This is a genomic window from Amycolatopsis palatopharyngis (assembly GCF_003385185.1).
In the GTDB taxonomy this organism is placed as follows: domain Bacteria; phylum Actinomycetota; class Actinomycetes; order Mycobacteriales; family Pseudonocardiaceae; genus Amycolatopsis; species Amycolatopsis palatopharyngis.
The window spans coordinates 1-13,358 of record NZ_PQHZ01000004.1 but is presented as its reverse complement, the minus strand read 5'-3'; the positions used below and the strand labels follow the sequence as shown (position 1 = coordinate 13,358).

The window sequence follows — 13,358 nt, the reverse complement described above, 5'->3', positions numbered from 1 at the left end:
ATGCGGATCGAGTTTCATCCGTCTCGCCGTTCCACGGTCGGCGCGGAGTGGGAGCTGGCCCTCGTCGACCGGCGCAGCGGTGAACTGACCTCGGTGGCCGAACGCATCCTCGACGAGCTTCGTCCGGAACACGACGACAGCCACCCCAAGATCAAGCAGGAACTGTTGCTCAACACCATCGAGGTGATCAGCGGTGTCTGTTCGACCGTTCCGGAACTGAGCGCCGACCTGGCCGAATCGGTACGACTCGTACGCTCGGTCACCGACCCACTCGGCGTGGAACTCTTCTCCGCGGGAACGCATCCCTTCTCCACCTGGTACCAGCAGAAGGTCACCGACAAGGAGCGCTACGCCAAGCTGATCGAGCGCACACAGTGGTGGGGCAGGCAGATGCTGATCTACGGCGTGCACGTCCACGTCGGGGTGGACCACCGGGACAAGGTGCTGCCGATCCTGGACGCTCTGCTCATCTACGCACCACACCTGCAGGCACTGTCGGCCTCGTCGCCGTACTGGGGTGGCGAGGACACCGGGTACGCCTCGAACCGGGCGCTGATGTTCCAGCAACTGCCGACCGCGGGATTGCCCTTCCAGTTCCGGCACTGGTCGGAGCTGGAACGCTATGTCGACGACATGTTCGTCACCGGCGTGATCGACCACTTCTCCGAGATCCGCTGGGACATCCGCCCCGCACCGCATTTCGGCACGGTCGAGATGCGGGTCTGCGATGGCGTGCCCACGCTGCAGGAGGTCGCGTCGATCGCCGCGCTGACCCAGTGCCTCGTGGACGATTTCAGCGCACGCCTCGACGCGGGCGAGACGTTGCCGTCACTCCCGCCGTGGCATGTCCAGGAGAACAAGTGGCGAGCCGCGCGCTATGGGATGGACGCGATAATCATCCTGGACGCGGCGGGCAACGAGCGCCTGGTCACCGAGGACCTCGGGGACGTGCTGGAACGGCTGGAGCCGGTGGCCAAACACCTGGAGTGCACGGCAGAGTTGCGCGGTGTCGAGACGATCCTGCAGCACGGCGCGAGCTACCAGCGGCAGCGGGCCGCTGCCAGGGAGTGCCACGGCAGCCTCAAGGCCGTGGTGGCCTCGCTGATCACCGAGATGCGCGAGGGACTGGTCTAGCGCGAGGCCGCCCGTCTCGCCAGCAGGGCCCGACGGGCCTGTTCCGATGACGTACGCAGGTCAGCGACACTGGCCGTCCAGCAGGTGCAACAGCGTGGCCGGACCAAGGACGCCTGCGCCCTCCTCGCGCACCCTGGCCCGGAGTTCGCGATCGGCGGTCACCACGACCACGTGGTCCTGCGGCCGGGTCGTGCGCGCTGTGCGTGTCGCGTCCACAATGGCCGAGTCGCCGTCGGAAGGCGCCGCGAGCACCTCCACGTCCGCATGTGGTTCCGTGGCCACCGCACGACCCTCCACCACCAGCAGCACCCGGGGCCGCCAGCACCAGTCCGGCGCATCGGGTACCGGTACGTCGCTGCCGCAGACGTCGGAGTGCACGAGTGCGCCAAGCCGGTCCCGGAGCCGGGCGGCCGCCGCCGCCCTGTCCCGCCACCATCCGTCCGGCCGCGAGCCGACGACGTTCGCGCCGTCCACCACCAGCACCAGCCTGCGCTCGAGCTGCTCGCGCAATCGGGGCCACGCCGCTGCGAAGTCGCGGTGCAGTCGCAGCGACGACACGTCCTCCGGGGTGACCCAGCGCAGCTCCGCCGTTTCCTTGCTGACCTCCTTCGGCTGCACCTCGGCGCCCACGGTGGCGAGCACCGTGGTGTAGCGCCAGGTGCCGTGCTCCTCGGTCGACGTCGCCGTGACCAGGACCGCACCGGGGTCTATCGCCGCTTCCTCCTCGGCCTCCCTGGTCGCCGCCTGCGCCGGGTTCTCGTCCGAGCGGATCGCCCCGCCCGGCAGCGCCCAGGTCCCGCCGTGGTGGGTCCACCAGGCCCGCCGCTGCAGCAGTACGCCGCGTTCGGGATCGGTCAGCAGCAGACCGGCCGCCCCGTACCGGCCCCAATGCCGGTGGCCACACGCGCACCGAACGAACCCATCGCCGTCGCCGAGCAACATGAATCCAGCTTGTCACATCGCCATACCGGCTCGGTTCGGCCGAATGGAGTGGCCGCGGGCGGCGCGACGGATCACCCTGATCTTGAGATCCGCCGTTCTCGGGCGTCCCTCAGCGGTGCCCGAGCGCGTCCCGCTCGCGCGCCAGTGCGGCCGCGCCGACGATGGTCGTCTCGTCCCCGAGCTGGGCCCGGCGAATCCGGGCGAGCGGCCGGTGGTGCGCCCCCGTGACAGCGGCCGCGTAGTGTTCCCGCGCCTCGTCCAGGAACAGTGGCGCCGATTCCGACACTCCACCCGCGATCACCACCACCTCCGGGTCGTAGATGTCGGCCACCAGCGCGAGGCCCTCGCCGAGCCAGCGGGCCAGCTCGGCCATCGCTCGCTGGGCGATCGGGTCGCCGTCCCTGGCCGCGGCCGCCACCCTGCGCCCGGTCACCGATCCCGGATCACCCGCCACCTCGCGTGCCAGCACGGTGGAGCGGCCGGGGTGCTGTGCCAGCAGTTCGATCGCGGTGGTCGCCAGCGCCGTCCCGCTGCAGTAACGCTCCCAGCACCCGTCCTTGCCACAGGGGCAGGGACGGCCGCCGGGAACCACGCGGATGTGTCCGAGTTCGGGTGCGACGCCGTGCGCGCCGCGGAAGATGGCACCGTCGAGCATCAGACCCGCACCGATTCCGGTGCCGAGCGCGATCAGGGCCGCCACCCGCGCTCCCCTGGCCGCGCCGAACCGGTGCTCGCCGACCGTGGCGGCGTTCGCGTCGTGCTCCAGCGTGACCGGCAGGCCCACCCGCTTCTCGATCCGGTCGGTCACCGGGACCGCTCGCCAGGCCAGGTGCGGTGCGAACATCACCGTGCGGCGGTCCGTACCGACGAACCCGGCGACCGCGAGCCCAACCGCGGCCACCTCGTGCCGGAGTCGCAACTGCTCGATCACCCCGGCGATCGCATCCTCCAGCGCCACCTCGCCGGTGGGTGTCCCCACCCGCGCGGTGTCCAGTAGCGCGCCCTGCTCGTCCACGACGCCGGCCCGCACGCTGGTGCCACCGACATCCACACCGATCGCGAGCACTACCGCCGCCCGTTTTCCGTGCCGGGCCGCCACTCCGGCCGCCGCCGGACCTCGATCCGCTGCACCCGGGCAGTGGCCGCGGTCCGGGTGGCCGTACGAGCCGGCTCGTCCGTGCCGGCGTCCTCCGGCTTGGGGGCTGGCCGGAAACCCGGCATATGCACGCCCTCCTGCGGTTGCCAGCGATCGGCGAGGACCGCGCGAAGCAGCGCGACCAGCGCCGCGGCCTGCTCCAGTAACCGGGCGGCGAACTCTGGCCGCTCCCCCCGCACCACCGCGACGATCGCGCACAGTGGACACCAGCCGCAGTCCGTGCCGGTACCGGCGGCGTCCCAGTTGTCTGCTGTGGATTCCGCGCCGTGCGCTTCCTCGTCACGACCGGTGCCGTGTCCCGCGGCGATCACGCCGTCCAGCCAGGGTGCCGCTCTGTCGGCCACCAGTTCGACCAGCAGCCGGATCTCCTCCGCCAGGCTGGTCACGTCCTGTTCGTTCCACTGCCCCGCCGCACCGTGTTCGGTCATCGGCCATCCTCCTGCCGCCGCAGCGAGACCAGCAGACCGCGTGCGTCCGACTCCGCGCCGGTGACCTGACACGGCCGTAGCAGTTCCGGCAGTGCGATCAGCCTGCGGAATCCGTCGATGGTGACGGCGAGGTCGTCGTCGACCCGGGCGAGATCCACGGCGGACTCCCTGTCGAGGGGCACGGCGACCCGTAGTTCGTATCCACCTTCGTCTACTTCGGACACCTGTAGCAGGGGGCTCACCCCGGTGTCACACCCGGCGAGCGGGTCGTCAGCACCGTAGAGTTCACCGGCGATCTCCACCAGCGCCGCCAGACCGACCGGTTCCACCGCCCTGTGCTCCACCGGCCGGATCAGTCTTTGGTCCAGCCCGGTCGCGGCGAGCTCGGCCAGCACCTCGTTCTGCTGTCTGCGCCTGGTCCGCAGCCACGATGCCGCCGATCCCCGCCACAGCCCTGGAGCGGGCATCAGACGGTTGACCACCAGCCCGTCCACCCGGATCCCGCGCAGGGCGAGCGAGGTCAGCGTCCGGCGGGTTTCGGCCGCGACCACCCGTTCGGGGGTCAGTACGAGACGGACGGTGGTGGTCGCCGGATCGGTCAGCAGTTCGCGCAGCGATTCCAGGTGCGCGCCGAGACGCCGGACGGCCTCGGTTGTCCCACCCCTGCCCCGGCCCGCCAAACGCGACTGCCGGACGACGAGCTTGCGCAGATACCCGGAAATGGCCTCGGGCAGTGCCAGCAGTCGCAGAGTTTCCGCGGTGGGGCCACAGTCCACGACCACCGTGTCCCACGGGCCGCTCGCGGCGAGCCTGCGCACCTCGCCGAGCGCGAGCACCTCGTCCACACCGGGCAGCACCGTCAGTTCGGCGGCGTCGAGCGAGTCGACCCCGGCGTCGGCGAGGGCATGGCGCACCTGCTCACGCAGCTCCACCCAGACCTCGTCGAGCAGCCCGAGCGAGTCGACCTGGACGGCGTACAGACCGTCCGCGACCTCGACGGGCTCGGTGCCCAGCCGCTGATCGACGGCGTCACTCAGCGAATGCGCCGGGTCGGTCGAGACGACGAGGGTCTTGCGGCCCTGCTGGGCCAGTCCGGCCGCGGTGGCCGCGGCCAGCGTCGTCTTACCGACACCCCCCTTGCCGGTGAACAACAGGATTCGCACCCTGGTTCTACCCCTCCGCTCGGCGCTTGAGCTCCTTCAGGGCGGTGTCCATGATCATCTTCTCTGCCTTGCGGCGCAGTAGCCCGATCATCGGCAGCGCCAGCTCGACGGACAACGTGTAGGTCACCAGCGTGCGCTCACCCTTGCGCTCGAGCAGGTACCGGCCGTCCTGGGACTTCTGCATCTGCCCCTTCACCAGGTGCCAGCTCACCGATAGGCCGTCGTCGGCCCAGTCGTACTCGAGGGTGTAGACGTCCTTCACCGGCCCTGCGTCGAGGGTGAACCGGACCTGCTTGGCCCGGCCGGAATCATCCTCCGCCAGCACTTCCGTCTCGCGAACCGCCTGTGCCCATTCCGGGTACGCGGGCAGGTCGGCGATCACCGCCATGATGCGCTCGGGCGCCGCATCGACCTCGATCGACTGCGTGGACTGCTCGGCCATGCGCACAACTTACCGTCTCGTCGTCGTCACCAGCGCAGCACGTAGGAACGCTCGGTCTCCTTGAAGTGGCCGACGTTACGGCACTCGGTCCGGCCCCACCTCCGCCGCGCCGACAACGGCTGGTGGACGTGCCCGAACAACGAGTAGCGCGGCTGCTCCTTCTCGATCAGCGCGAGCAGCGCGGCCGAGCCGAACTCGGCGCGCCGCGCGACGACGTCGTAGGTGAGATCGGCGATGGCAGGCGGGATGTGCGTGCACAGGACGTCGATCCCGGACAGGCCCGCGACCGCCGCGTCGTAGTCCTCGGGAGTACGCAGATACGGCCGCCAGACCGCGCCCCGGCGTGGCGTGACGCCCTCGGGCAACAGCGCTCCCCCGACGAAACCGAACCGCAGCCCGCCGATCTCGGTGACCTCCCCGTCGAGCACGCGAACGCCCTCCGAGGAGCGGGCCGCGTACTCCGGCCACAGCGCCGGCGTGTCGACATTGCCGGGAGTGGCGTAGGTGGGCGCGCTCAGTGCCCCGAAGAGCGTGGCGTACTGCTCCCGGATCGCCTCGTCCACCGCCGCGGCCGGATCCTCGAGGCTGGCCCAGAGCGACCGGGAGTAGGCGACGGTCTCGTCCCTGGTCCCCTCCCGGCGCAGGCGCGCGAACGTGGCGACCTTGTCGGCCCCGAACAGGGCCCCGAGAATTCCGTTGCCATGGTCCTGGTAATCCACGAAGTCGATCAGGTCGCCGAGCACGAGCAGGGCGTCGGCACCCTCACCTGCCCTGGCCAGTGCCTCGGCGTTTCCGTGGATGTCGGAAACGACATGAACCTTCACCCCACCAGTCTCCCGCACCCGATCGAGCGCCGGCATCCCCCCACCACCGCCGGTTATGCCGACCTTGGCGGGATGCCCGGCTCCCGCCCGTCCTCCAGGATCTCCTTCAGACCGAGTGCGATGCCCTTGGCCGCCCGCGCCCTCCGGTCGAACTCCCGGCGCAGCCCTGCCGGCCGCAGGGCGACGGGCGTACCGTCGGCGGCGGCCGGGGTCGCCCTGAGGAAGTAGTGCAGCAGGGTGCCGTCGAGGACCGGTTCCAGCCAGATCTCCATCGTGCCGACCAGCGCACCTCGCACCGTCCAGCGCAGACCCTTGTCGCCACGGTCGGTGTAGACCTCAAGCACCAGGTCCGGCCAATATCGTGACCAGGCCCGCGGATCGGCGAACGCGGCGGCGACCGTACCCGGGGGCACGGCGAGGAAAGTCTCGTCGACGATGTCCAACGCGGGGACGGAGTTGTCGGAATCGGACACGGGTGCAGAATGTCATGCCAATGAGGAACGTCTGCCACCACCATGGTCAAGCAGGTATGGGACAGGTTAGGTTGACCGGCGAGTAACATCCGCTCCCGGTGTCTATTTCGGAGGTCCACGTGCGCGAATACAGCGCTCCTGCAAGTCGGACGGTCGCTGCCGACGAGAATCTCGCCGACGTCGTGTGGGCCAACGCCGAACGATTCGGTGATGTGGTGAGCTTCCGCCGCCATATCGACGGGTCCTGGATCGACGTCACCGCACGCGAGTTCGCGGCCCAGGTGCTCGACGCGGCGAAAGGCCTGTTGGCCGCGGGTATCGAGCAGGGCGATCGAGTCGGGCTGATGTCCAAGACCCGGTACGAGTGGACTCTGCTCGACTTCGCCATCTGGGCGGCGGGCGGCGTCACCGTGCCGATCTACGAAACCTCCTCCGCCGAACAGGTGCACTGGATTCTCTCGGACTCCGCCGCCAAGGCCGTCTTCGTGGAGACCGCCGAGCACAGCGCGAGCCTGGACGAGGTGCGTGGAAGGCTGCCCGAGCTGGCGCACACCTGGCAGATCGAGGGCAGCCCAGGAGCGCTCGAACAGCTGAGCGCGCTCGCGGCCGAGGTGGCCGACGACGACGTGCACGCCCGTCGCCGCTCAGTGACCTCCGACGCCATCGCCACGGTCGTGTACACCTCGGGGACCACCGGGCGCCCCAAGGGTGTGCAGCTGACACACCACAACCTGCTCAGCGAGATCCGGGCGGACATCGCGGCGTTCCCGCAGCTGATGGAGCAGGGCAACTCGCTGCTCGCCTTCCTCCCGCTGGCGCACATCCTCGCCAGGGCGATCGCGGTCACCGCGGTCACCGCACGGGTCACGCTCGGCCACACCGCCGACATAACCGACCTGGTCGCGGATCTCGGCACCTTCCGGCCGACCTTCGTCGTCGCCGTCCCCCGCGTGTTCGAGAAGGTCTACAACGGAGCGAAGCTCAAGGCGCACTCCGACGGCAAGGGCAAGATCTTCGACGCGGCCGAGGCGACCGCCGTGGCCTACAGCCAGGCACAGGACGGCGGCAGCGCCGGTCTCGGCCTGCGCGTGAAGCACGCGGTGTTCGACAAGCTGGTCTACACGAAGCTGCGGGCCGCCCTCGGCGGACGGTGCGTCGCCGCCGTGTCCGGTGGCGCCCCGCTCGGCGCGCGCCTGGCCCACTTCTTCCGGGGCATCGGGGTGCCGGTGTTCGAGGGCTACGGCCTGACCGAGACCTCGGCCGCGGCCTGCGTGAACACCCAGGACGGATTCAAGGTGGGCACGGTCGGCAGGCCGGTCGCCGGTACCTCCGTCCGGATCGCCGAGGACGGCGAGATCCAGCTCAAGGGCGAAGTGGTCTTCACCGGTTACTGGAACAACGAGCAGGCGACCGCCGAATCGCTGCAGGACGGCTGGTTCTCCACCGGCGACCTCGGCGAGCTGGACAACGAGGGCTTCCTCAAGATCACCGGGCGGAAGAAGGAGATCATCGTGACCGCGGGCGGCAAGAACGTCGCCCCCTCCGGACTCGAGGACACGTTGAAGGCCAACCCGCTGATCAGCCAGGCGATGGTGGTCGGCGACCAGCGCCCGTTCATCGGGGTACTCGTGACCATCGACGAGGAGTTCTTCCCGACCTGGAAGTCCCAGCGCGGCAAGCCGGCCGACGCCAGTGTCGCCGACCTTGTCGACGACCCGGACCTGCGCACGGCGGTACAGGAGGCGGTCGACGCCGCGAACAAGCTGGTCTCGCACGCCGAGTCGATCAAGAAGTTCACGATCCTGCCGAATGACTTCACCGAGGCCGGTGGCGAGATCACCCCGAGCCTGAAGCTCAAGCGCAACGTGGTGAACAAGAACTACGCCACCGACATCGAGGCGCTGTACGGCAAGTGAGGCCCCGGCCCCGCTCCGGACACCGGGGCGGGGCCGGCCGCTCTTGCCGTCAGAGAATCAGCGGGACGACCGGCGAGGGCGCGTCCGAGAGCGGCAGCTGGTAGCGCTGGGACAGATACGACGCGATGTCGTGGAACAGCGGCGCGGCCGAGTGTCCTTCCGGGAGCGTCGTGTCCGGCGCGTCCAGCCAGATACCGACCACGAAGCGCGGGTCGTCCGCGGGCAGGATCCCGGCGAACGTGATGTTGTAGAGGTGGTCGCTGTAGGCCTTGGTGGCCGGGTCCACCTGCTGACCGGTGCCGGTCTTGCCGGAGATCTGGTACCCCTCCAGGGCGGCTGCCGGTGCCGTGCCGTTGTCGTTGCCACCCTCGTTCTGGGTCACGGCGCGCATCATGTCCTTGACCGTGTCCGCGGTCTTGGGGCTCACCACCTGCTGCGTACCGGGCGGGGGGCCGGGCTCCCGCTTGCCGTCCGGGCTGGTCTTCGACCGGATGATCCGCGGCTCGACCCGCAGACCGTCGTTGGCGATGGCCTGATACATCCCGGCCATCTGCAGCACGGTCATCGAAAGCCCCTGCCCGATGGGCAGGTTTCCGAACGTCGTCGCGTACCAGTTCTCCCTGGCCGGGACGCTGCCCGGACTCTCGCCTGGCAGGCCGACACCGGTGCGTTTGCCGAGGCCGAACCTGGCCAGCATCTCGGCGAAGCGCTCCTCACCGATCTTCTCGGCGAGCATCAGGGTGCCGACGTTGGACGATTTCGCGAAGATGCCCGTCGTGGTGAACTTCTGCGTCGGATGGTTCCACGCGTCATGCACGACGTGGTCCGCGACCTTCTTCGAGTCCGGCACCATGAGGGCGGACTCGGGCGTCGTCAGCCCGTACTCGATGGCCGCGGCCGCCGTGACGATCTTGTTCACAGAGCCGGGCTCGAACGGTGTGGACACCGCTTTGTTGTTCAGAAGTTCGGGCGTGAGGCTGTCCAGGTCGTTCGGATTGAAGGTCCGGTCGTTGGCCAGCGCGTAGACCTCGCCGGTCTTGGAGTCCAGGACCACGGCGCTGCCGCCCTTGGCGCGCGACTTCCGGACATAGTCGGCGAGCTTGTCCTGCACCACGTACTGCAGGTCGGAGTCGATGGTGAGTTCCACGTCCGAACCGGGCGTCGCGGCCTGCAGATCGCGTTCGGTACCGGGGATGACCACGTTGGTCCCCTGCGCGGTGTCCACGAGCCGCTGCCCCGGAGTTCCGGCGAGTGCCTCGTCCCACATGCTCTCCAGGCCTGCCAGACCGTGCAGGTTGTGCTTGGAGACGTCGGGATCCTGCATCTGCCAGTTGGCGACGCCGACGATGTTCGCGGCGACCTTTCCGCCCGGGTACTCCCGCTTCGCCCGCTTCTCCATCCCGATCTCCGGGTACTTCTCGGTGATGTCCTTGGCTACCGAGGGCTCCACCTCGTCGACGAGGAAGGTGAACGGGCCGTCCTTGTGGAAGCGCTGCAGAAGGTCCTGTTCGGTCGTCTTGTCCGGCACCTTCTGCGCGATGTACTTCGCGACCTCGGCGGCGCGGGTCCGGAAGTTCTTCCCCTCCTCGGGGTGCTCCTTCGCGTATTCGTCCCAGGTCTTACGCATGGCGCGCAGGCTCACCGTGAGGGTGCGCGTCTCCACGGTGAAGGCGAGCTTCACCCCGTTGCGATCCACAATGGACCCGCGCTGGGCCGGGATGTCGATCTCGAGTGTGCGCTGGCGCTCCGCTTTCGCCGACAGCGCCTGCGCCTCGATCGCCTGCACCTGCACGAGCTTCAGCCCCGCGACGGCGAGCACCGCCACGAGCATGATGCGGACGACGGTGAACCGGTTACGGTTGCCGCCGAGCACCTGGGGGTTACCGCCGCGACGGGCGCGTGCGGAGTAGGTCCGCCGGGTTCCCGCCCTGGAGCGGCCGCCGCGAGCCTGTCCCGCCATCAGCGGCCGCCGTCGCCTGAGTCGCCCTGCGGACCCGCCGCACCCGCGATCCGGTCGGCCTCGGTCTCTCCAGGGGCACCGTCGGAATCGTTCCCGGCCGGCGGGTCGTCCGACGACGAGTCGGGAGCGGGAGGCGCCGTGGCCGCCGCCTTCTTCTCCGCCTTCTTCGGGTCACCGACCACGCGGACGCTGCCGTCGGGCTCGACGACGAGCCAGCCGGGGTCGACAGCTGGAACCATGCCCAGCGCCTTCGCCCGCTCGGCGAGCGCCGTCGCGGACTCCTGGCTGGTGACCTGCTGCTGCAGCTGCTCCTTACGTTCGAGCAGACGGGCGTTGTTCTCGTTCAGCTCGTCCAGGCGGTAGGTATCGGCGATCGCCTGGGTGGACAGCCACAGGGTGGTAGCCACACCCGCGGCGAGCAGGCACATCATCATCACGACGAAAGACGCGCGCGAGCGAGGTCCACGCAACCGCGGCAGCCATTTCCGCGCGCGCACGAGTTCGCCGACCGCCCGCGTGTCCTGCTGGGACAACTCGGCGCGTTGCGCCCGGCGGGCATACGCCCGCTCGGCGGCGGTCGTACGTTGCTGCGCCGGCTGCCGCTGTGAACGCGTGGCCCGAGGAGTCTCGGTGCCCGCGGTCGTCGCGCGGGATCGCTTCTGCGCGGAACGAGTCGCGGCTGCCCTGGATCGTGTTGGCGCTGTCATCGCACTACCTCCGTGGCGGGAAGAACCTCGGCGGCGGTCATGCCGTCTCCCTGATCCGCTCGGCCGCGCGCAACCGGACCGAGGCCGCGCGGGGGTTCTGCTCGATCTCCGACTCGCCGGCCTTCTCGGCGCCGCGGGTCAGCAATCTGATGTCGGGGCCGTGCCCGGGAAGTTCGACGGGCAGCCCCTCCGGTGTCCGCGACTTCGCCAGCTCGGCGAAGGCACGCTTCACCATCCTGTCCTCGAGCGACTGGTAGGACTCGACGACGATCCGGCCGCCTGGCGCGAGTGCGGCCAACGCGTTGGGCATCGCCGCACGTAACGTCTCCAGCTCACCGTTGACCTCGATCCGCAGCGCCTGGAAGGTGCGCTTGGCCGGATGACCGCCGGTGCGCCTGCTCGGTGCGGGCACGGTGTCGTAGAGCAACTTGACCAGCCGTTCGCTGCGATCGAACGGCTCGCGCTCCCGTTCGGCCACGATCGTCTTCGCGATCCGGCCCGCGAAGCGCTCCTCGCCGTACTCCCGCAGAATCCGGGCCAGATCCGCGGTCGCGTAGGTGTTGAGCACGTCCGCCGCCGTAGGTCCCGTCGTGGGGTCCATCCGCATGTCCAGCGGTGCGTCCCTGGAGTAGGAGAAGCCGCGCTCGGTCCGGTCGAGCTGCATCGAGGACACGCCGAGGTCGAAAAGCAGACCGTCCACTGCGGACAGTCCGAGCTCGGCGAGCACATCCGGCAACTCGTCGTAGACGGCGTGGACGAAGCGCACCCGGTCGCCGTGGCGGGCGAGACGTTCCGCGGAGCGCTCGAGCGCCGCGGGGTCTCGATCGAGCGCGATGAGCCGCATTCGCGGATGTGCGGCGAGCAGTGCGTCGGAATGACCGCCGAGGCCGACAGTGGCATCGACGAGGACCGCGTCGGGAGCGGCGAGCGCGGGGGCGAACAACTCGAGGATCCGATCCAGCAGGACCGGAACGTGCTCAGCACTCTCTGTCATGGCCAACCCCCTTTCCCCGATGCCGCCCGCCCGGCAAGGCAGTCGAGTCGGTCGAGTTCCCGGAGTTCTCCGGAAGCGTCGATGCCGTCAGGTCTCCGCCCGCCCGCTGCGGGCCTGGTGCCGGGGAAGGTGCACCAGGGCCGGTGAGCGGACAGAGGCCTCACGACATCCACTTCGACCCGTTTCGGCTTCACTGAAAGTGGCCTGCCGAACGCGTCCTCGACTCAGAAGACGCCCGGCAGGACTTCTTCTCGAGCCTTCGCGTAGCTGTCCTCGTGTTCTTCCAGGTAGCCCTGCCACGCCTGGGCGTCCCAGATTTCCAGCCTGGTGATCGCACCGATCACCACGCAGTCCTTGTTGAGCCCGGCATAGCGCCGTAGCTCGGACGCGATCGGGATGCGCCCCTGCCCATCGGGCCGTTGCTCGTCCGTACCGGCGAACAGATAGCGCTGGTAGGCACGCACCGACTCGTTGGTGAACGGTGCCTCTGCCACCTTGCGTGCCATCTGCTCGAACTCGTCGCGCGGGAAGACGTACAGGCAGTGATCCTGTCCCTTGGTGATCATCAGCCCACCTGCCAGCGCGTCCCGGAACTTCGCGGGCAACGTGAGTCGCCCTTTGTCGTCCAGCTTGGGGTTGTGGGTGCCGAGGAACATCGGCCGCCACCTCCCTACCGGGCCCGGAGAACTTCACGAGGTACGAAATCCACCGAAACCGGCCACGGGGCTCCCTTCCGCCCCACTGATCACCACCGTACCCCACTTTCCACCACAGTCAACGACGAAAGCGCCGAATCGGGGGACAGATTTCTGCGTTTTTGCAGGTGAGAGCGGTGGGTGCCGAGTGGGGGCAGGTGGGGGAACATCGCCGCCACGGGTGAGAACTAGGGCTCTCCGGACCGCCGAGAAGCCGAGAATCGTCCACGGACAACCCCAACGGAGCAGCGCCAACCCCCACGCCCACACCCCAGTGGGGAACGGTGGGGCACCCCACTCCCCCGGGATTTTTAGTTCCCCAATGAGGTTTTCTCAGTAGCGGCCGTGGTGTTCGTGTTGGGTGAGGACGAGGGCTGCTTGGGTGATGGTGCCGATGTGGGTGGGGCTGAGGGTGATGCGGTGGAGTGCTCGCCAGCGGGTTTTGAGGGTGGCGGCGGGCGTTCGCCGAGACAGCGCAGGCTGGTGTGGAGGTGGTTGTAGGTGCGGTGGTGGGGGTGGAGGGG

The 13,358-nt window shown here is 69.2% G+C and carries 13 protein-coding genes and 1 pseudogene; 2 read left to right on the top strand and 12 right to left on the bottom strand.

Going from position 1 to position 13,358, the window contains the following annotated elements:
• A complete protein-coding gene (locus D0C15_RS03760; RefSeq protein WP_116040932.1) occupies positions 1–1,134 on the top strand; it encodes a glutamate--cysteine ligase in 1,134 nt (377 codons plus the stop codon).
• Positions 1,135–1,194: 60 nt separating this feature from the next.
• Here the strand turns inward: D0C15_RS03760 and D0C15_RS03755 are convergent, their stop codons facing one another.
• The 7 genes from D0C15_RS03755 to D0C15_RS03725 form a co-directional block, all read right to left on the bottom strand.
• Positions 1,195–2,076, bottom strand: a complete 882-nt coding sequence (locus tag D0C15_RS03755) for an NUDIX domain-containing protein (RefSeq protein WP_116040931.1) — start codon at positions 2,074–2,076, stop codon at positions 1,195–1,197.
• Between the two features lie 109 nt (positions 2,077–2,185).
• Positions 2,186–3,127 carry an ROK family protein gene (locus tag D0C15_RS03750; RefSeq protein ID WP_116041098.1) on the bottom strand — a complete coding sequence of 314 codons (942 nt, stop codon included), beginning with the start codon at positions 3,125–3,127 and terminating at the stop codon, positions 2,186–2,188.
• 14 nt (positions 3,128–3,141) lie between these two features.
• Complete coding sequence (locus tag D0C15_RS03745; protein WP_116040930.1) at positions 3,142–3,660, bottom strand: hypothetical protein; 519 nt, start codon at positions 3,658–3,660, stop codon at positions 3,142–3,144.
• Entirely contained in the window at positions 3,657–4,823 is a 1,167-nt protein-coding gene (locus tag D0C15_RS03740; RefSeq protein ID WP_116040929.1) for an ArsA family ATPase, read from the bottom strand. Before D0C15_RS03740 ends, D0C15_RS03745 begins: the two co-directional genes overlap by 4 nt.
• 7 nt (positions 4,824–4,830) lie before the next feature.
• Entirely contained in the window at positions 4,831–5,265 is a 435-nt protein-coding gene (locus tag D0C15_RS03735; RefSeq protein WP_116040928.1) for an SRPBCC family protein, read from the bottom strand.
• 26 nt (positions 5,266–5,291) lie between these two features.
• A complete protein-coding gene (locus tag D0C15_RS03730) occupies positions 5,292–6,089 on the bottom strand; it encodes a metallophosphoesterase family protein (protein WP_116041097.1) in 798 nt (265 codons plus the stop codon).
• A gap of 53 nt (positions 6,090–6,142) precedes the next feature.
• A complete protein-coding gene (locus D0C15_RS03725; RefSeq protein WP_116040927.1) occupies positions 6,143–6,562 on the bottom strand; it encodes a polyketide cyclase / dehydrase and lipid transport in 420 nt (139 codons plus the stop codon).
• A gap of 119 nt (positions 6,563–6,681) precedes the next feature.
• On the opposite strand from D0C15_RS03725, the gene D0C15_RS03720 reads away from it, so the two are divergent.
• Positions 6,682–8,478: an AMP-dependent synthetase/ligase gene (locus tag D0C15_RS03720; RefSeq protein WP_116040926.1), complete on the top strand. Its 1,797-nt coding sequence runs from the start codon at positions 6,682–6,684 to the stop codon at positions 8,476–8,478.
• Between the two features lie 49 nt (positions 8,479–8,527).
• Here D0C15_RS03720 and D0C15_RS03715 read toward each other — a convergent pair whose 3' ends face one another.
• From D0C15_RS03715 to D0C15_RS34620, 5 genes and pseudogenes are all read right to left on the bottom strand, one after another.
• Positions 8,528–10,438: a peptidoglycan D,D-transpeptidase FtsI family protein gene (locus tag D0C15_RS03715; RefSeq protein ID WP_116040925.1), complete on the bottom strand. Its 1,911-nt coding sequence runs from the start codon at positions 10,436–10,438 to the stop codon at positions 8,528–8,530.
• Complete coding sequence (gene ftsL / locus D0C15_RS03710) at positions 10,438–11,145, bottom strand: cell division protein FtsL (RefSeq protein WP_116040924.1); 708 nt, start codon at positions 11,143–11,145, stop codon at positions 10,438–10,440. Before ftsL ends, D0C15_RS03715 begins: the two co-directional genes overlap by 1 nt.
• Before the next feature lie 37 nt (positions 11,146–11,182).
• Positions 11,183–12,139 carry a 16S rRNA (cytosine(1402)-N(4))-methyltransferase RsmH gene (rsmH, locus tag D0C15_RS03705; protein WP_116040923.1) on the bottom strand — a complete coding sequence of 319 codons (957 nt, stop codon included), beginning with the start codon at positions 12,137–12,139 and terminating at the stop codon, positions 11,183–11,185.
• Positions 12,140–12,363: 224 nt separating this feature from the next.
• The gene (gene mraZ / locus D0C15_RS03700) at positions 12,364–12,795 is read right to left on the bottom strand and encodes a division/cell wall cluster transcriptional repressor MraZ (protein WP_116040922.1); all 432 of its coding nucleotides are present in this window, start codon (positions 12,793–12,795) and stop codon (positions 12,364–12,366) included.
• A gap of 372 nt (positions 12,796–13,167) precedes the next feature.
• Positions 13,168–13,358, bottom strand: a pseudogene (locus D0C15_RS34620) (hypothetical protein); the annotation flags it as partial.